Source organism: Marinospirillum alkalitolerans, from assembly GCF_045055655.1.
Lineage (GTDB): Bacteria > Pseudomonadota > Gammaproteobacteria > Pseudomonadales > Halomonadaceae > Marinospirillum > Marinospirillum alkalitolerans.
In genome coordinates, this window is record NZ_JBANFI010000008.1 from 1 (window position 1) to 18,260 (window position 18,260).

17 protein-coding genes are annotated in these 18,260 nt (G+C 52.7%); 7 read left to right on the plus strand and 10 right to left on the minus strand.

What is annotated here, in order from left to right:
* Together V6U78_RS11545 and V6U78_RS11550 are read right to left on the minus strand one after the other, a co-directional pair.
* The coding region (locus V6U78_RS11545; RefSeq protein ID WP_405340937.1) for a putative bifunctional diguanylate cyclase/phosphodiesterase at positions 1 to 1,778 on the minus strand (1,778 nt) is incomplete at its 3' end.
* Positions 1,779 to 1,784: 6 nt separating this feature from the next.
* Positions 1,785 to 3,350 carry a methyl-accepting chemotaxis protein gene (locus V6U78_RS11550; protein WP_405340939.1) on the minus strand — a complete coding sequence of 522 codons (1,566 nt, stop codon included), beginning with the start codon at positions 3,348 to 3,350 and terminating at the stop codon, positions 1,785 to 1,787.
* A gap of 218 nt (positions 3,351 to 3,568) precedes the next feature.
* Between V6U78_RS11550 and fabA the strand changes: the two genes are divergently transcribed.
* Both fabA and fabB read left to right on the plus strand, forming a co-directional pair.
* On the plus strand, positions 3,569 to 4,117 hold the full coding sequence (gene fabA, locus V6U78_RS11555) for a 3-hydroxyacyl-[acyl-carrier-protein] dehydratase FabA (protein WP_405340942.1): 549 nt from the start codon (positions 3,569 to 3,571) through the stop codon (positions 4,115 to 4,117).
* A 14-nt stretch (positions 4,118 to 4,131) separates the two neighbouring features.
* Positions 4,132 to 5,352, plus strand: coding sequence for a beta-ketoacyl-ACP synthase I (gene fabB, locus V6U78_RS11560; protein WP_405340945.1), 1,221 nt, complete (start codon positions 4,132 to 4,134; stop codon positions 5,350 to 5,352).
* A gap of 96 nt (positions 5,353 to 5,448) precedes the next feature.
* Here fabB and V6U78_RS11565 read toward each other — a convergent pair whose 3' ends face one another.
* The 7 genes from V6U78_RS11565 to ahpC form a co-directional block, all read right to left on the minus strand.
* Entirely contained in the window at positions 5,449 to 6,234 is a 786-nt protein-coding gene (locus V6U78_RS11565; RefSeq protein ID WP_405340948.1) for a lysophospholipid acyltransferase family protein, read from the minus strand.
* On the minus strand, positions 6,227 to 7,021 hold the full coding sequence (locus V6U78_RS11570; RefSeq protein ID WP_405340951.1) for a sugar nucleotide-binding protein: 795 nt from the start codon (positions 7,019 to 7,021) through the stop codon (positions 6,227 to 6,229). The genes V6U78_RS11565 and V6U78_RS11570 overlap by 8 nt, the downstream gene beginning before the upstream one ends.
* 68 nt (positions 7,022 to 7,089) lie before the next feature.
* Positions 7,090 to 8,334 carry a multidrug effflux MFS transporter gene (locus tag V6U78_RS11575; protein ID WP_405340954.1) on the minus strand — a complete coding sequence of 415 codons (1,245 nt, stop codon included), beginning with the start codon at positions 8,332 to 8,334 and terminating at the stop codon, positions 7,090 to 7,092.
* 117 nt (positions 8,335 to 8,451) lie between these two features.
* A complete protein-coding gene (locus V6U78_RS11580; protein WP_405340957.1) occupies positions 8,452 to 8,796 on the minus strand; it encodes a branched-chain amino acid transporter permease in 345 nt (114 codons plus the stop codon).
* A complete protein-coding gene (locus V6U78_RS11585) occupies positions 8,786 to 9,571 on the minus strand; it encodes an AzlC family ABC transporter permease (protein ID WP_405340960.1) in 786 nt (261 codons plus the stop codon). Before V6U78_RS11585 ends, V6U78_RS11580 begins: the two co-directional genes overlap by 11 nt.
* A 238-nt stretch (positions 9,572 to 9,809) precedes the next feature.
* Positions 9,810 to 11,348 (minus strand): alkyl hydroperoxide reductase subunit F, encoded by a 1,539-nt coding sequence (ahpF, locus tag V6U78_RS11590; protein WP_405340963.1) that lies wholly within the window; start codon positions 11,346 to 11,348, stop codon positions 9,810 to 9,812.
* Between the two features lie 243 nt (positions 11,349 to 11,591).
* Positions 11,592 to 12,149, minus strand: a complete 558-nt coding sequence (ahpC, locus tag V6U78_RS11595) for an alkyl hydroperoxide reductase subunit C (protein ID WP_452312090.1) — start codon at positions 12,147 to 12,149, stop codon at positions 11,592 to 11,594.
* A 284-nt stretch (positions 12,150 to 12,433) separates the two neighbouring features.
* Between ahpC and gmk the strand changes: the two genes are divergently transcribed.
* The 4 genes from gmk to V6U78_RS11615 all read left to right on the plus strand — a co-directional run bounded on the left by gmk (position 12,434) and on the right by V6U78_RS11615 (position 16,179).
* Positions 12,434 to 13,057, plus strand: a complete 624-nt coding sequence (gene gmk / locus V6U78_RS11600) for a guanylate kinase (RefSeq protein ID WP_405340969.1) — start codon at positions 12,434 to 12,436, stop codon at positions 13,055 to 13,057.
* Between the two features lie 276 nt (positions 13,058 to 13,333).
* Entirely contained in the window at positions 13,334 to 13,588 is a 255-nt protein-coding gene (rpoZ, locus tag V6U78_RS11605; protein WP_405340972.1) for a DNA-directed RNA polymerase subunit omega, read from the plus strand.
* A 58-nt stretch (positions 13,589 to 13,646) separates the two neighbouring features.
* Positions 13,647 to 15,767: a bifunctional GTP diphosphokinase/guanosine-3',5'-bis pyrophosphate 3'-pyrophosphohydrolase gene (gene spoT, locus V6U78_RS11610; protein WP_405340975.1), complete on the plus strand. Its 2,121-nt coding sequence runs from the start codon at positions 13,647 to 13,649 to the stop codon at positions 15,765 to 15,767.
* A 22-nt stretch (positions 15,768 to 15,789) separates the two neighbouring features.
* Positions 15,790 to 16,179: a RidA family protein gene (locus V6U78_RS11615; RefSeq protein ID WP_405340978.1), complete on the plus strand. Its 390-nt coding sequence runs from the start codon at positions 15,790 to 15,792 to the stop codon at positions 16,177 to 16,179.
* 69 nt (positions 16,180 to 16,248) lie between these two features.
* On the opposite strand, the gene ribA is transcribed toward V6U78_RS11615, so the two are convergent.
* Positions 16,249 to 16,890 (minus strand): GTP cyclohydrolase II, encoded by a 642-nt coding sequence (ribA, locus tag V6U78_RS11620; protein ID WP_405340981.1) that lies wholly within the window; start codon positions 16,888 to 16,890, stop codon positions 16,249 to 16,251.
* A gap of 230 nt (positions 16,891 to 17,120) precedes the next feature.
* Between ribA and hemE the strand changes: the two genes are divergently transcribed.
* On the plus strand, positions 17,121 to 18,191 hold the full coding sequence (hemE, locus tag V6U78_RS11625; protein WP_405340984.1) for a uroporphyrinogen decarboxylase: 1,071 nt from the start codon (positions 17,121 to 17,123) through the stop codon (positions 18,189 to 18,191).
* Positions 18,192 to 18,260 lie beyond the last annotated feature (69 nt).

Below are 18,260 nucleotides of genomic sequence, written 5' to 3' on the forward strand. Positions count from 1 at the left end.
GCAGATCGGGCTTGAGTGGTGCTCACGCGGTGCTGCCGCAAGAGCTGTGTGGTCTCGACTGCATTTTGGGGGCGACCAAAATAAAAACCTTGTAGCAGGTCGCACCCTTGTTCACGCAGATAGTCAGCCTGCTCGCTCTTTTCGACGCCTTCTGCGACCACCTGCATTTTCAGGCCTTTGCACAGTGCTAGGGTTGATTCGACAATCGCCTGATCTGCCTTGTGATGCGGCAAGCCTTGAATAAAAGAGCGGTCGAGCTTGAGCTGATTGACTGGCAGGTGCTTGAGATAGGCAAGTGATGAATAGCCCGTGCCAAAATCATCAATCGCGAGCCGGATGCCCATTTTGGCCAGTTGATCGAGCCGCTCTAGCGTCGACTCATCTCTTTGGACAAAGACCCCTTCTGTTAACTCTAATTCAAGGCAATGGGGCGAGAGTTGATGCCTTTTGAGCTTAGCCGAGACCTGCTCAACAAAGCCCTCTGCGGCAAACTCCAGTGGAGACACATTGACCGCGATGCGAGCAGGGGCGATGCCTTCTTTTTCCCAAGCAGCATACTGTTGCAAGCTTTGATCCAGCGTCCATTGACCGAGCTGCTCCATCAAACCATGACGTTCTGCCAGCGGAATAAACTGAGCGGGAGAAATCGCCCCGAGTGTGGGATGCTGCCAACGCATCAGCACTTCAAACGCATGGATTTTACCGCTTGCTGCACAGACCAGTGGCTGATAGTGGAGGCTCAACTGCTGGGCTGCCAAGGCATCGCGCAGGGCTTGTAGCAGAATCAGTGGATTCTCGGCTTCTTTCAAATCTTCTGAGTAAAAACGCAGCTGACCTGCGCCTCGACTTTTAGCGGCATGGAGTGCCAGCTCGGCTTCTTGCAGTGCACGACTGACGCTCAGCGTTTCTTCTGTCCACAGGGTCGCGCCCATCGAGAAGTTGAATTCCATCAAACGGCCCTTGATCGAGAAGGGGCGAGCCAGGCTTTGGCGCGCATCGTGAATCTGCTGCAAATAGCCTGTATCTTCTTCAGTGGCTTCTAGCGGAATGCCCCAAATAAAAACATCGGCTGAATGGCGTGCGATGACACCAGGGCAGATATCCCGCAGGCGCTTGGCCATATTGGCCAGTAGTTGATCACCCACGCTAAAGCCGTAGCTGGCATTCACTAGGCGGAAATTATCGATATCAATTAGCACCAGACACCAGTAGTTTTGGCTGCTTGGGGGCTGTTTGGCTAGGCTGCGCAAAAATAGCCCTGTATTGGGCAGACCGGTGAGGCGGTCATAGTCGGTGGCCTTTTCTAGACGGGCTTCTTGGCGGCGATGTTCGGTGATATCAGTAAAAATAGCGACATAATGGCTGATTCGCCCATGCGTATCCTTGAGGACCTTACAGGTGAGCCATTCGAGGTAGACTTCGCCATCCTTGCGCCGATTCCAGATTTCGCCCTGCCAAACGCCATCACGTAACAAACTTTGCCAGTAGGCTTCATAGAAGGCGGCATCATGATAGCCTGAGCTCAGAATACGGGGGTTCTGGCCCAGTACCTCGGCTTCGCTATAGCCAGTGACCTGAGTAAAAGTGCGGTTGACGGCGATGATCTTGCCATTCGGATCGGTAATGGTCACCCCGTCATGGGTGTGATCAAAAACCTCTTTCATCAGCTTCAGCGTATTCTTCTGCGTTTGATAACGCGTGCGTTGCAGAAGCAGACTAGCGACTAAACCGAGGACAATCGACAGCAGTAAAAAACTGGCAACCAGAAGTTCTGGCATAAAAAATTACCTGTGACCAAAAGTACGCGCAAGAGAATGCATCTGATGTATCTGGTCCGTCAGGTGATCCGCACTTTGTGCGCTGAGCTCGGCCTGCTGCCGATTCTGCTCAGTGAGCTTTTGCAATTGATGGAGTGTATCGACCAACACATCGCCTGCCTGGCTTTGTTGCGACATCGCGGCAGCTGTTTGTTGGCTGGCCAGCTGGAGTTCAGTGGCGACCTGAGTCAGTTCTAGTAATACCGCGCCTGCCTGCTCGATTTGTGTCACGCTGCGCTGGGTATCCGCCTGACTGGCCAACAGCTCAGCCGTTGCACCGCTGATACTGGATTGAATCGCTTCAATGCGCTCACTGATGGTTGCCGTGACATCCTGCGTGTTGGTGGCCAGCTGACGCACTGCATCGGCGACCACAGCAAAACCTCGGCCAGACTCCCCAGCACGGGCGGCCTCTATCGCAGCATTCAGAGCCAGCAGGTTGGTCTGATCTGCAATTTCACGGATGGCTTGCAGGCTGTCACTGATGGAAGCGGCATCTTCTTCTAGGCTCTCGATACGCGTCACAGCGCGGGTATAACGCTCGGCCATCGTCTGCACGGAAGCAACACTTTGTTGAATGCTGACTTCTCCTTGCTGGATTTCCTGCTGCATCTGCGTGCTGGCCTGCTTGATATCCTGCATGTGTTGATCAACATGATGGATACTGCTTGAGAGCTGCTCGGTCATGCTGGCCAGTACATCAAGGCGTTCTTCTTGCTCTTTGACGCCCTCTTCTGCTTGAGTAAAGGTCGAATCAGCGCTCTGGGCCACTTCATCGAGAGCCTGGGTGGCGTCTTCTATTCGTCCAACAACAGTGCGTAGCTGAGCCTGCTGCATGCGTAACGCCAGCTCCAGTGCACCAAACTCATTCATCTTGCCAGCATAAACCTGTTGCGTGACGGGGTTATCCACCACGCTGAGTGCGGCACGGTAGATATTCTTTAGTGGATTCAAAAAATAGGCAGCGGCACCCAGAATGCTCAGGCCCACAACACCGGCAAGCAGGCCTGCAAAACTTCTGTCATCAACAAGATAAAGAATGCCCAGTGTGGACAGAATCTGCGCCAGGATCAGCCCTAGCAGCAACCCATAAACAGACCAGCGTTTTTTGGGCGCTTTTTGCTGTCCGCTATTGATGGCTTGATAACTGGCTTGAGCACGATCAATTAAATGCTTATTGGGTTTCACACGAACCGATTGATAGCCGACGTGTTGTTTCCCTTCAAAAATGGGTGAGATAAACGCATCAACCCAGTAGTAATCGCCATTTTTACAGCGATTTTTGACCACGCCCATCCAGGACTCGCCTTTTTTGAGCCTGGCCCAGAGGTCGGCAAAAGCCAGAGGCGGCATATCAGGGTGGCGCACCACATTGTGATTATGGCCAATAAGATCGGCATCGCTAAAACCGCTGATGCGCTGAAAATCAGCATTCGCATAGCGCGTGATGCCTTTCAGATCTGTAGTAGAAACAAGCCTATCCTGAGCGCTTAGGGAGACTTCCTGATCAGTCACCGGGAGATTCGTCTTCATGATATATGTAGGCCAGAAGAAAGCAGGTCGATAGATGAACTTTCTATTTTAGCAGTTCGTGCTGCTGGATGTCGGTTAAGTATTGCAACTGGCTGATTCTATGAAGCTGAGTTGTGGCTGGTGCCTGAACTGGATAGGGGCTGGAGAGAGCGAAGGATGCAAAGCACAGGCGAAGGCAGTAAACTAGAGATCCATAATAAAATCTATACCCATGTTTCATGGACTCAACACAAACAACAAGGGAAACCCCTGTGATACCACAAAGCTCTTATACGCGTGATGAACTTCTGGCCTGCGGGCGTGGCGAACTCTTTGGCCCAGGCAATGCACAGTTGCCTATGCCGAATATGCTGATGTTGGATCGTATTGTTCGTATTGATAGTGATGGCGGTGCTTATGGCAAGGGCCAAATCATTGCTGAGCTGGATATCCAGCCTGATCTGTGGTTCTTTGACTGCCACTTTCCTGGCGATCCAGTGATGCCTGGCTGCCTTGGTCTTGATGCCATGTGGCAGCTGGTCGGCTTCTATCTTGGCTGGCAGGGCAATCCAGGCCGAGGTCGTGCTTTGGGTAGCGGTGAAGTCAAATTCACTGGTCAGGTGCTGCCAGAAGCCAAGCTGGTGACCTACCGTATTGATATCAAGCGGACAATGAATCGCAAGCTGGTGCTCGGCATTGCTGACGGCGTCATGGAAGTGGATGGTCGTAAGATTTATGAGGCGAAGGATCTGCGTGTTGGATTATTTACAAGCACGAGCGGATTTTAAAAGAGGATCAGTGTATGAAGCGAGTCGTCGTCACAGGCCTAGGTATTGTTTCTTGTCTTGGTGCTGATCAGCAGCAGGTACTCGAAGCACTGCGTACAGGACGCTCTGGTATTCGATTCAAGCAGGAATATGCCGATTTGGGCTTTCGTAGCCATGTTGCTGGTAGCATCGATCTGGATCTGGATGCGCTGGTTGATCGTAAGCACAAGCGCTTTATGGGTGATGCAGCTGCCTATGCTTATCTTTCTATGCAGCAGGCCATCGAAGATGCTGGCCTCACCGAAGAGCAGGTTTCTCATCCACGTACAGGTTTAATTGCTGGCTCAGGTGGTGCTTCGTCGGCGAATCAGGTTGAAGCCGCTGATGTGATGCGTGAAAAAGGTCTGCGTCGTGTCGGTCCTTACCGTGTTACGCGCACTATGGGCAGCACTGTCTCTGCCTGTCTTGCCACACCCTTTAAAATTAAAGGGGTGAACTATTCGATCTCCTCAGCCTGCGCGACCTCGGCGCACTGCATTGGCAATGCGATGGAGATGATCCAGCTGGGCAAGCAGGATATTGTTTTCGCGGGTGGCGGTGAAGAAGAACACTGGACACTGTCTTGCTTGTTTGATGCGATGGGCGCGCTTTCTACTAGCTATAATGCGACGCCTGAGCTGGCCTCGCGTCCTTATGATCAGGCGCGTGATGGCTTTGTCATCGCCGGTGGCGGCGGGATGCTGGTGCTTGAAGAGCTGGAGCATGCCAAGGCGCGTGGTGCCAAGATTTATGGTGAGCTCGTCGGTTATGGTGCCACCTCAGATGGCTATGACATGGTCGCTCCCTCTGGTGAAGGCGCTGTGCGTTGTATGCAGCAGGCTTTACAGGGTTTGGAAGGCGGTGTGGATTATATCAACACCCATGGTACCTCTACGCCGGTAGGTGATACGGCAGAACTGAAAGCAATCCAGCAGGTATTTGGTGAGGCCTGCCCAGCGATGAGTTCGACCAAGTCTTTAACAGGACATTCTTTAGGTGCAACAGGTGTGCAAGAAGCCATCTATTCACTGTTAATGATGCAGCATGACTTTATTGCCGCTTCAGCCAATGTAGAGCAATTGGATGAAGGTGCCGCTGGCTTGGATATCGTGACCGGCCAAGCGCGTGAGCAGGTCAAGCTGAATCGGGTGCTGTCTAATAGCTTTGGCTTTGGTGGCACGAATGCCTGCTTGGTGTTCCAGCGCTATCAGGACTGATGAACCCTAGCGATGGCTTGATGTTCTATATTAAAAAACCCAGCTTCGGCTGGGTTTTTTAATGGGGCGCTGCTGTGCAGAAGGCAGATTTGCGAACTAGTTGGCCACTTCTGTTTTTGTCTCGCGCTGGGTCGGTTGGGCCTTGTCTTCCTGAGGGCGGGGCACAGCTGAAATCTCAGCTAGCTGCGCTTCAATCCAGTTTTGGGCTTCTTCAATCACCTCATCAGCCCTTCGTCCAACAGTAGGAATCGCAGGGCCAACGCGCAGGCTGAGTACCCCTGAGTTCTTGATCCAGGTTTTAGGGTTCCAATGCTCACCGGCATTATGGGCGACAGGAACCAAAGGCACGCCGGCGCGGCAAGCCAGCATCGCCGCACTTTTACTGAAGGGCTTTTTCTGTCCGGGAGGTACGCGGGTTCCTTCTGGAAAAATCAGCACCGAAAGACCTTCATCAAGGCGTTCACCACCAACTTTAAGTACCTTTTTGAGCATCTTGGCGGGTTGGCTGCGATCAAGAGGAATCGGTTTAATCAAGCGCAGTCCCCAGCCAAAAATCGGGATGTTGAGCAGCTCTTGTTTGAGTACCGTACACAAGGGGGGCTTCAAGGTATGAAGGATAATGGTTTCCCACTCGCTTTGATGGTTGGCAATCATCACAAAGCTGCCATCGGGCAGGCTTTCAACGCCTGAAAAGCGATATTCGATGCTGCAGGTAATACGCAGCCAGAACAAAATAAAGCGATTATAGATGTTCAGGATCGCAAAACGCTGACGCAACGGAAAGGGGATGGAAATCAGCGCCAAGGGGGCACCCAGCAGCAGCAGTGCACCAAAGTATCCGGCATAAAAAAGAAGGCTACCTAAAGGACGAGGTTTAGACATGCAGCTGCTCCAGTAGCTCAGGCAGGGTGGCCCGCCAAGCGCGAGGGTGGATACCAAAGTGATCCATAATATGTTGCGTATTCATGCCAAGGCGGCTGGTGCCGGATAGATCGGCGGGGTAGGCCTCGGTGTTCAGCAAACGCGCCAAAGTATGCATCAGTTCAGTTTGACTAACAGGCTCGGTCGCGGTGTAGTGATAGAGGCCACTGACCTGCGCCCCAGCATCGACCTGAAGCAGCATGCCAAGCACCACTCGCGCGAGATCATCCAAAGGAACCAGCCCGCGATAATCTACATTATCGGGTGCTTGGTGTTGGCGGCAACGCGCGACCAGCTGAGCAAGACCGCCTTGCGGATCTGTACTCAAAAGAGGCGTTAGGCGCAGAATCAGGTGTTGTTCAAGCTGAGCGACCTGAGTTTCGAGCTGCATCAGCTCTTGCGCCAGCGGATCTTCTGCCGCCGGAGGGTCCAGCTCAGCAATTCCCTGTTGCTGGTCAGCAAAAACACAGTCTGAGCTGATCAAGAGCAGGCCGGCATCGCGTGAGCGGCACAGATCAAGCAGCTCAGGCAGGTTCTTGAGCCAGTACTGCAGCTGTTGTGGCTGGAGCTGCTGCCCAACCTCAGCCTGCTCTGCAAGCGGCGCGAGCAGCAGAAAATCAAAATCAGGCAGTGTCAGCAACTGAGTTTGGGGGCTGCGCTGGCAGAAATCGATCCCAGGGTAGCGCTGGGCTGCCTGATCCAGTGCACCGCTGAGGGCAGCATAATCGGAAAGCAATAAAAGGCGCATCAGTAGAATCCAAATGAGATTCAATGTAAAACACCAGTATAGCAGAGGGGTGAAGAGCCAAGCACCCTCTATCTGTTGCTGTTTGTTGCTTCTTCTTGTGTCTCTGGAGCCAGATGGTGCGGGCGTGCAAAGGCATGGCAGAGGCGGCGCAGCAGTATACCGAGCAGGGGGCAGCAAGCCATGACGACCAGAGTCGGCAGAGGGGAGCCATCGCCCAGTAGCCCGACTAAACCGCCTGCAAGAGCGCCGATCATAAAGCCGCTGGCTGTCATCAGGGCACTGGCCGTGGCGGCGCTTTCAGGAAAATAATCCACAGCGCTTGAGATACCATTCGACATGATCAGGCCATGCAGGCCAATAAACAGCATGATGCCGGCCACTACGGCATAGAGCGGCAGATCAAAGATAGCAAAACAAGCGGCTAGCAGTGCGCCTATCGTGAGCTGAAGCGCTTGCCCGCCACGCAAAATAGTAATGGGTTCGCGGTGATTGAGTAGCCAGAGGTTGACCCGATTAAACAGCATCAGAGTCAGAATATTCATCCCAAACAGAATAGGGAAGACCTGGGCGCTGGCACCGTAATACTCCATATAAATCAAGGCTGCGCCGGTAATAAACGCAAACATCCCAGCCTGGCTGAAGGCAGTTGAAAACAGGTAGCCAAGCGCCATCGGATGACGCATCACAGAGCCATAGCGCTTGAAGGGATGAAATCCCTGTTCCACGCTCTTGGCACTGGCCCGGCGGGTCTCAGGTAGCGCGCGCAGTAAAACCAACAGCAGCAACAGTGCATAAGCGAGCAGAAAAACAAAAATACTGCGCCAGTTGCTGATCAGGAGTAATCCGCTGCCAAGAAAGGGTGCCAGTAACGGAGCCGCCATCATAATCGAGATGACTCTGGATAAGGCGCGGGTGCTCTCCTTGCCTGAATAGAGATCACGAATCACCCCCATGGTATTCACGACACCGAGGCCGCCACCCAAGGCTTGCAGCAAGCGCGCTAACCAGAGGATTTCGATACTGGGTGTAAAAATAGCGAGCAGGCTCCCGAGCGAGAACATTGCCAGCCCCCAGCTGATCGTTGTGCGGCGGCCAAATTGATCGGACAAGGGGCCGCCGATCAGTTGGCCCAGACCAAAGGCAATCAGAAAGAAGCTCAGACTGAACTCAACATGATGAATGCTGGTGTTGAGATCGCGCGCCATATCCGGCATGGCGGGCAAATAAGCATCGACAGCAAGCGGGCCAATGGCAATCAGTGCTGCCAGCATCCAAATTAAAGATGAAGAACGAGAAGTGTGACCAAGAGACATACCAATGACCTAATTGAGAAATAAAACGAGAAGCCTTCTAGTTCCGTGGCTTGAATTGTGCGCCATCCTCAGCATGAAGAAGGCGGTGCAGCTTAATGAAGGTGAAGCGATCGTGGTTTAGAGAGCAAACAGGCTGGCGCTGTGTTGCAGTAGCATATACGAAAGCGTGCCAACCAGCATCGAGAGCAGCGCTTGCCGTTTCCACAAGTGGAAGATGATGACCAGTAGGGCCGGAATCAAGGCATCGAATCCCCATAGGGGCAGCTGCCAATCACTCGACTGGAGCAAAAAGCTGCTGGCTAAGATGGCCATAATCCCTGCTGGCAGATAGCGCCCAAGATGCAGAATAAACGGTTGCTGACTAAGACGGCCGAGCAGCAAAAACGGCAGGCAGCGCGTCAGCAGGGTGGCGACCGCTGTGACAGCAATAAAGCTGAGCAGGTACCAAGACTCAGGGCTCATGCTGGTCTCCTTGAGTGTGGCGATCAGACGCTGTGACGGTATCTACCTGAGCTGTATCTACCTGAGATACATTCACTTGGGGCGTATAAAGATGGCGACGGCTGGGATACTGCCACAACAGGGCCACTAAAGTGAGCCCTAAGGCCACGACCAGCTGTTGGCTGCTCGGGATCAATAAGGTGACGCTGATCCCTGCGGCCAGCCCGGCCCAGATCGGAAACCGAGTTTGCAGGCTGAGATACTGCTCGATACAGAGAATAATAAAGAGCGCGACCAAGGCAAACTCGATCCCTGACGCGTCAAAAATCAGTGTATGGGCGAGCCAGGCGCCTAGCGCGCAGCCCGCAATCCAGTAGAGCTGATTGTACAGGGTGATCAAAAAATCCTGCTGTTGTTCCGCTGCCCTATCCTTGCTGCGCGGGCGCGCCGTCAGCAGTGAATAGGTTTCATCGGTCAGACCAAAAATCAGATAGGCTTTACGCCAGCCTGCGCCTTCAAAAGCCTGTAGCAGCGAGAGCCCATAAAAAAGATGGCGAATATTGAGTAAAAACATCGCCAGAAAAACTTCCAGTAGGCCCGTCTGCGTCATCAGCAGGCTGACTGCCAGCAGCTGTCCTGCACCGGCGTAGATCACCAGTCCCATCAAGGGTGCAATCCACCAAGCAAAGTCCAGTGAGGTGGCAAAGACCACGCCAAAGGCCGCGCCAAGTGGAAGATAACCAAAGAGCACCGGTAAGGAGGTTTTAAACGCAGTGGTGTAGGCAGAAGCAGACATGGCGCAGCAAAAATCGTCTCAATAAGGATTGTGAGCCAGCTATGCTAGCAGATCCAACTGGAATAGCTAGGCAGCGAACGTAAAGATTTCTTGCTCCTATTGCGCTGCCAGTGATATTTACTTTTTTTGGCTTGAAAATAGCAAAAAAGGCTGCCCAAGTTGGGCAGCCAAAAGAGCACATCCTCATCATCATGTGCCTGTTTGGCCCTACACTCGTGTGGGGTGCAGGGCAACGAGCCTAGTTCCGAATCAGGTAATCAAAAGCCCCTAAACCGGCTGTGGCACCTGATCCCATCGCAATAATAATTTGCTTATAGGGGGTGTTGGTCACATCGCCCGCTGCAAAGACGCCAGGCATCGAGGTGCTGCCGTGGCTATCAATAACAATCTCGCCGCGCTCAGTCAGTTCCAGCGTATCGCGCAGGAATTCACTGTTGGGCACCAACCCGATCTGAACAAAGATCCCTGCCACATCCACCACATGGGTTTCATCCTTCTGGCGATCCTTGTACTTCAAGCCGACAACCTTGCCATCTTCACCCAGAACTTCTGTCGTCATGGCCTGCTTGATGATGGTGATGTTCGGCATAGATTCGGCCTTACGCACCAGAACAGCATCCGCGCGCAGCGTGTCAGAAAACTCCAGCACGGTTACCTGCTGAACGATCCCAGCGAGATCAATCGCGGCTTCTATACCTGAGTTACCACCACCGATGACGGCGACCTTCTTGCCTTTAAACAGTGGGCCATCACAGTGTGGGCAGTAGGCCACGCCCTTGCCGCGATATTCCTGCTCACCGGGCACATTCATCTCACGCCAGCGGGCTCCCGTTGCCAGAATCACGCTGCGGCTTTTGAGTGTCGCGCCACTGGCAAGAGTGACTTCAATCAGTTCAGCCTTCTTAACGCCAGTCACCTGTTGCTCGGTGATCACATCAACATCATATTCTTTGACATGCTGCTCTAAGTGCGCGACCAGCTTGGGGCCTTCGGTATAGGGCACAGAGATAAAGTTCTCAATCCCGACCGTATCCATGACCTGGCCACCAAAACGCTCGGCCACGACACCGGTACGAATGCCTTTACGGGCAGTGTAAATAGCGGCTGAGGCTCCGGCTGGACCACCACCGATCACCAGCACTTCATAGGGTTCTTTTTCATTCAACGCGGCGGCTTGACGCTCAGCAGCACCGGTATCCAACTTGTTGACGATTTCAGCTAGGGTCATGCGTCCCTGACCAAAGGGCTGGCCATTCAGGTAGACCGAAGGCACGGCCATGATGTTTTTCTCTTCGACTTCCTGCTGGAACAGAGCGCCATCAATCATCACATGGTGGATGCCTGGGTTGAGTGTGGCCATCAGGTTTAGTGCCTGCACAACATCCGGGCAGTTCTGGCAAGAGAGAGAAATATAGGTCTCAAAGTGATACTCGCCTGGCAGCTGGCGGATCTGCTCCAGCAATGCGGGATCAGCCTTAGAAGGATGGCCGCCTGCTTGCAGAAGTGCCAGTACCAAAGAGGTGAATTCGTGGCCCATGGGAATACCGGCAAAGCTGACGCGCGGTGCTGTTGCCTGAGGACCGATGGCCAGGCTTGGGGTGCGCTCTGCACTCACTTCTTTTAAGGTGATCTTGTCTGACATGGCGGCAATTTCTTGCGCCAGCGTCAATAATTCTTGAGATTTAGGTTGATCATCAGCCGCAATATGCAACTCGATAGGCTGTGCGATCATTTGTAAGTAAGTGCCCAGCTGAGCTTTCAAATCTGTGTCCAACATAATCTGTGTCCTTTATGTATTAGTAAAATCGAATCTAAAAAGTAAAATGTCAGCCTGATTCAGCAGTCATGATAAATAAAGAAGACTGATGAACCTTGGACTCGGGTCAAGGGTGGATCACGATCAAGAATCTGGCTGAACACGCATCAGGTTGGCCAAGCTCAGTTGGCGACCCAACTGGGCGCAGTTGCACCCAGTTGAGTGGATGGCCAGCGAGGGGAGCCGCTGGCACACAGGAAGGCCTTAGATTTTGCCAACCAGATCCAAAGAAGGCTTGAGTGTTGCTTCACCTTCTTTCCATTTTGCTGGGCAGACTTCACCTGGGTGAGCAGCAACATACTGAGCCGCTTTGATTTTGCGCAGCAGGTCTTCTGCATCACGGCCGATACCTTCAGCAGTGATTTCAACCGCTTGGATCACGCCCTGTGGGTCGATGATGAAGGTCGCGCGGTCTGCCAGGCCTTGGCCTTCACGCATCACACCGAAGTTGTTGGTGATGGTGCCAGTTTGGTCGCCAACCATGTAATAGTTGATCTTACCAATGGTTTCAGAGCTGTCGTGCCAAGCCTTGTGGGTGAAGTGGGTGTCTGTAGAAACAGAGAAGACTTCTACGCCCAGCTTTTGCAGTTCTTCGTACTTGTCAGCAACGTCGCCCAGCTCAGTAGGGCACACAAAAGTAAAGTCAGCTGGGTAGAAGAAGAAGACAGACCACTTGCCTTTGACATCGGCTTCAGAGATTTCAACGAACTCGCCTTGTTTGAAGGCAGTGGCTTTAAAAGGTTTGATTTCAGAGTTAACGATACCCATGAGATAAGTCTCCTTGGTGTGTGGGTTGAAACAACTTGGATTCTCAGTACAGGATTCATACTACTGGCCTCTGATGACAGAGGGAAGTGAATTCATTTTAACAAGTCGATAGGGTTTATCTATAGATCCTTTCACTGAATATCTTTTTTTCTATAGTCAAAAATTATAACGTAGGCTCGATACGACGCAAGCAAAAAGCGGTGCCGGCTTTCTCCAGTGAAAAGATGGCGAACAGGGTTGAGGCAGAGTAGAATGCTGCGTTTTGCGAGGATTGATCCATGTCGCAAGGTCAACTCTATATCGTTGCTGCGCCCTCTGGGGCTGGCAAAACCAGTCTGGTTGCAGCCCTGCTGCGCCATCTTCATCAGCTTGAAGTCTCGGTTTCTCATACCACGCGTGCGCCTCGTCCCGGTGAGGTTGATGGCGTGAATTATCATTTCACCACACCGGCTGCTTTTCAGCAGCTGATCGCTGAAGATGTTTTTTTTGAATGGGCCGAGGTGTTTGGCAACTTCTATGGCACCAGCCAACAGAGCGTTGAGGCCCGTTTGGCTGCGGGTGTGGATGTCATTCTTGAGATAGATTGGCAAGGCGCGCAGCAGGTCAGACAAAAAATGCCGCAAGCACTGAGCATTTTTATTCTGCCACCTTCTTTAGAAGCCCTGCAGCAGCGTTTGACTCAGCGTGGTCAAGATTCCGCTGAAGTCATTGCAGGGCGGATGGCGCAGGCGCAGAGCGAGATGAGTCATTGGGCCGAGTTTGATTATCTGGTCATTAATGATGACTTTGATCAGGCGCTGGCCGATCTGAGCGCGATTTTTCAAGCTCAGCGTCTCACGCGTGAGCGTCAGGCAAGGGTACAGCAAGCGCGTTTGACCAACTTGCTGGCCTCAGCATCTTGAATCATCCGCCTGTCTGAGGGTTTGCGCTTGGCGATGTTGGATTGAAATTGACCGTACAAGGCTCATGGACTCAGAGTCAACTCTGCTTTTTCGATCCACTTCGCCTGCGCGCATGACGTTGATCAGAGGTTCCTGAGGTTGCATTGCAGCAAAAAAAGATCTAAGAATTCCGTCAGGGTCGGTGTGAAAACCGTCTGCGCCCCTTGTTGCGCTGCGGCTAGCTCCGTACAATAACCCTTCTCTTTCATTATTTAGTTTAAAGTCAGGTGCTCACTCATGGCTCGTGTCACTGTTGAAGATTGTTTGGATCACGTTGAAAACCGTTTTGAGTTGGTGATGGTTGCCACCAAACGTGCGCGTCAGCTGACGCTGGGCGGACAAGATCCACAAATCCCCTGGGAAAATGATAAGGCGACCGTCGTCGCACTGCGCGAAATCGCTGATGGCCTGGTGAGTGCTTCGATTCTTGATGAAGCTGAGGTCAAGCCTGCGGTGGAGCCTAGCCACGACATGCAGCCGCAGGAGTATTGATTCGATGCCCTTCCTACCCGTCATTCAGTTGAGCCTTTAAAAGCCGTGGAGTCGGGTAATGAATACCATCGAAGATTTATGCGACCGTTTAAAAGGCTATCTCCCTGCTGAAGAGATTCAGCAGGTTCGTCGCGCCTACTACTATGCTGAGCAGGCCCATGATGGCCAGAAACGCAGCTCCGGCGAACCCTATGTGACGCATCCCCTTGCGGTGGCCACCATTCTGGCTAACCTGCATCTTGATCATCAAGCACTGATGGCCGCTTTGCTGCATGATGTGATTGAAGATACCGGCGTGAATAAAGAAGCCATTAGTCAGCAGTTTGGCGAGTCAGTTGCTGAGCTGGTGGATGGCGTTTCTAAGCTGACCCAGATTAAGTTTGAATCCAAGGCCGAAGCTCAGGCTGAGAACTTTCGCAAGATGGTCTTGGCGATGGCCGAAGACATCCGCGTTATTCTGGTGAAGCTGGCGGACCGTTTGCACAATATGCGCACGCTGGGTGCACTGCGCGCAGATAAAAAACGCCGCATCGCTAAAGAAACACTCGAAATCTATGCGCCAATCGCTAATCGTCTGGGCATTAATACACTGCGTCTTGAACTCGAAGATCTCAGCTTTCAAGCCATCTATCCGATGCGCTACGAACGCCTGAAGCGTGCGGTGCAGAAGGTGCGCGGTCATCGCAAAGAAGTGGTGAAGAAAATCCAAAATCGCCTGCAAGAGCGCTTGGATCAAGATGGCTTGTCTGGCCGTGTCGTTGGGCGGGAGAAGAATGTCCTGTCGCTCTATCGCAAGATGAAGCACCAGAAAAAATCCTTCCATGAAATCATGGATGTCTATGCTTTTCGGGTGCTGACGGAGAGTGTCGATGACTGCTACCGTGTTCTGGGTAGCGTGCATAATACCTATAAGCCAGTGCCTGGCCGATTCAAAGATTATATTGCCATCCCCAAGGCCAATGGCTATCAATCCCTGCATACCACCTTGTTTGGTTTGAGCGGCATGCCGATAGAGGTGCAGATTCGCACCCGTGAAATGGAAGCCATGGCCAACAATGGTGTGGCCGCTCACTGGCTTTATAAAGCGGGCCAGACTGAACGTCCCATTGCTGAGGGCAGCCATGCCCGTGCGCGCCAGTGGGTGAAGGGGTTGCTGGAGATGCAGCAGCGTGCTGGAGACTCGCTGGAGTTTATCGAGCATGTGAAGGTCGATCTGTTTCCAGATGAGATCTACGTCTTCACGCCGCGCGGCGATATTATGGAGCTGCCCAAAGGCTCGAATGCGGTTGATTTTGCCTATGCAGTGCACACGGATATAGGGCATGCCTGTGTGGCCTGTCGCGTTGATCGCAAATTGGCGCCGCTTTCGATGAAGCTAGAAAGCGGACAAACCGTTGAAGTGATCACCGCACCTGGAGCGCGCCCCAATCTGGCTTGGCTCTCTTTTGTGACCACGGCCAAAGCCAGATCCGCTATTCGTCATTATCTGAAACAGCAGCAGCGCACGGAATCAGAAGCCTTGGGTCGGCGTTTGCTTGAAAAAGCCCTCTTACAATTCGATGTGCAGCTAGAGCAGCTGGCCCCTGAACGGCTAGAGCAGCTGGCGCAGGAGATGGAGCTGGATTCCGTCTCTGCTCTGATGGCTTCGATTGGTTTGGGTGAGCGCATGGCCTATGCCGTTGCACGTCGCTTGCTCGATCAGCAGAAGTATGAAGAAAAACCGCGTCAGGACAGCAGTTCGGCGATGATTATTCATGGCACTGAGGGCATGGTGATCAGCTTTGCGCGCTGCTGTCGTCCTATCCCTGGTGACTCGATTCTTGGCCATATCAGCTTTGGCAGTGGCATCGTTGTGCATCGTGATACCTGTCGTAATCTGGCCGATATTCGTGACAATCTCGATAAGTGCCTGCCACTTGAATGGGCGGCAGAGACAGAAGGTGATTTTGCTGTGCATCTGCGTCTGGTGATCGAACATCAGCGTGGCATGATTGCACGCATTGCCACTTTGGTGACGGAGATGGATGCTAACTTGGAGCGTATCAGTGTGGATGATCGAGACGCCAAGCTCTCGACGCTGACCTTGGAACTCTCAGTGAAAAATCGGGTGCATTTGGCGCGTGTCATGAAGCACTTGCGTCTGATTCCAGAAGTCGGCAAAGTGGTACGTTTACGTTAACAGCATAAAGAGGATGGATGTGATGAGTAATCGTGCAGTGATTTCAACGGACCAAGCCCCTCAGGCCATCGGCACCTACTCCCAGGCAGTGAAGGCCGGTAACACCGTTTATCTTTCTGGTCAGATCGCTCTTGATCCCAAAACCATGGAGCTGGTGACCAGCAGTTTTGAAGATCAGGTGGTGCAAGTATTTGAGAACCTCAAGGCCGTTTGCGAAGCCGCTGGCGGTGGATTAGAGGATCTGGTGAAGCTAAATCTTTACCTCACCGATCTGGGCCACTTTGCCTTGGTCAATGAAGTGATGGCACGCTACTTCCAGCAGCCCTATCCCGCTCGCGCCGCAGTCCAAGTCTCTGCTCTGCCTAAGGGCGCTGAGTTTGAAGCAGAAGGCGTGATGGTGATCGGCGACTAGCTTGTCTCCTTCTCGTCTGACCCCGCTCATCTTGGCGGGGTTTTTTATAGGGGCTAGCTGCGCTCTGCCTTAGGGTTGGCGGCGTGCATCAGGGTGATGCGGCGTAAAAGGCTCGAAGTCTGTTGCCTGCATCAGATGGCCGAGCTTGCTGGCTTTGGTGCTGAGATAATCCTCATTAAAAGGATTGCGTCCAGTTGTGAGCGGCACGCGATCGGCCACTGTCAGGCCATAGCCTTCTAGCGCCTTTAACTTACGCGGATTATTGGTCATCAGGCGGACTGATTGAATGCCTAGATGCTCCAGCATTGGCTGCAACATCGAGTAGTCGCGCTGATCAGCAGCAAAGCCAAGGCGTTCATTGGCTTCAACTGTATCTGCGCCCTGATCCTGTAAATGATAGGCGCGAATCTTATTCAACAGGCCAATGCCTCGCCCTTCCTGACGCAGATAAAAGAGCGCACCGCGTTTTTCGGCTGCAATGCGCTTCAAAGCTTCCTGAAGCTGAAAACCACAATCGCAGCGTAAAGAAAACAGGGCGTCGCCAGTTAAGCATTCAGAATGGATGCGGGCCAGCACGGGTTGTTGATCAGCAAAAGAACCGAGCGTCAGCGCGACATGCTCCTGTCCGCTGCTGGTTTCTTCAAAGCCATGCATAGTAAAGGTAGCCCAGGGTGTGGGCAGTTTAGATGAGGCGATAAAACGCAAGGTCACAGGTTGTTCTCTTATCGATAGGGTGGAAGGAGAGCAAGCTTGGTGCAGCATTAATCCGACTATTGTACTCGGATAGCGCGCATTCGACAGCTTTCGATCGTATTTTGTTGAACAAGTTGATCCACTCAGTGCTGGGCCGGACTTTTTTGTATCTCATCGTGTACCCTGATGCGAGGCAGGCTACAATAGATCCAGCCATTTTAGTGATTTCTTGTTGATTAGGAAGGTTTATGACTGAGCTTAAAAATGATCGTTTCTTGCGCGCGCTGCTGCGTCAGCCTGTAGACAAAACGCCTGTTTGGATGATGCGTCAAGCCGGACGCTATCTACCTGAGTACAAGGCGACCCGTCAGCAAGCTGGTAATTTTATGGATTTATGCCGCAATACTGAGCTGGCTTGTGAAGTGACTTTACAGCCCTTGGAGCGCTTTGAGCTGGATGCCGCGATCCTCTTCTCAGACATTCTGACTATTCCTGATGCGATGGGCCTGGGCCTCTATTTTGAAGCAGGCGAGGGTCCGCGCTTTAAAAAGACCGTACGCACGGCAGCTGAAGTCGAAGCCTTACCCATTCCCGATGTTGAGACTGATCTGGATTATGTGATGAATGCTGTGCGCATGATTCGCCAAGAGCTGAATGGCCGTGTGCCGCTGATCGGTTTTTCTGGCAGTCCGTGGACCTTGGCCACCTATATGATCGAAGGCCAAGGCAGTCGAGAGTATCGTCATGCCAAGGGTCTGCTCTATGGTCAGCCAGAGGTGATGCACCAGCTGCTGGATAAGCTGGCGCAAACGGTCACGGCCTATTTGAATGCCCAGATACGTGCTGGTGCTCAAGCCGTGCAGATCTTTGATTCTTGGGGTGGTGCCTTGTCAACGCCTGCCTACCTTGAGTTTTCGCTCAAGTATATGCAGCAGATCGTTGATGGCTTGATCCGTGAGCAGGATGGTCGCCGTGTCCCAGTGATTCTGTTCACCAAGGGCGGTGGCCAGTGGCTTGAAGCCATGGCTGCGACAGGTGCTGATGCCCTCGGTCTGGATTGGACGACAGAAATGAGCGATGCGCGTGCTCGCGTGGGCCATCAGGTTGCGCTTCAAGGCAATATGGACCCCAGCGCGCTATTTGGTTCGCCAGCGTCCATTCGTCAGGAAGTGCAGCGTATCCTGACCAGCTATGGCCCAGGAACAGGCCATGTCTTTAATCTGGGGCATGGTATTAATCAGTTTGCTGATCCAGAACATGCGCGCGTGCTGATTGATGCCGTGCATGAACTGAGCTTGCCGCTGCACCAGGGCAGCTAAACGATCGTTGGTCGTGTTTTTTCTGTGTTCACTGCGATGTTTCCGGTGAGCACAGCCATCTTGCTTCAC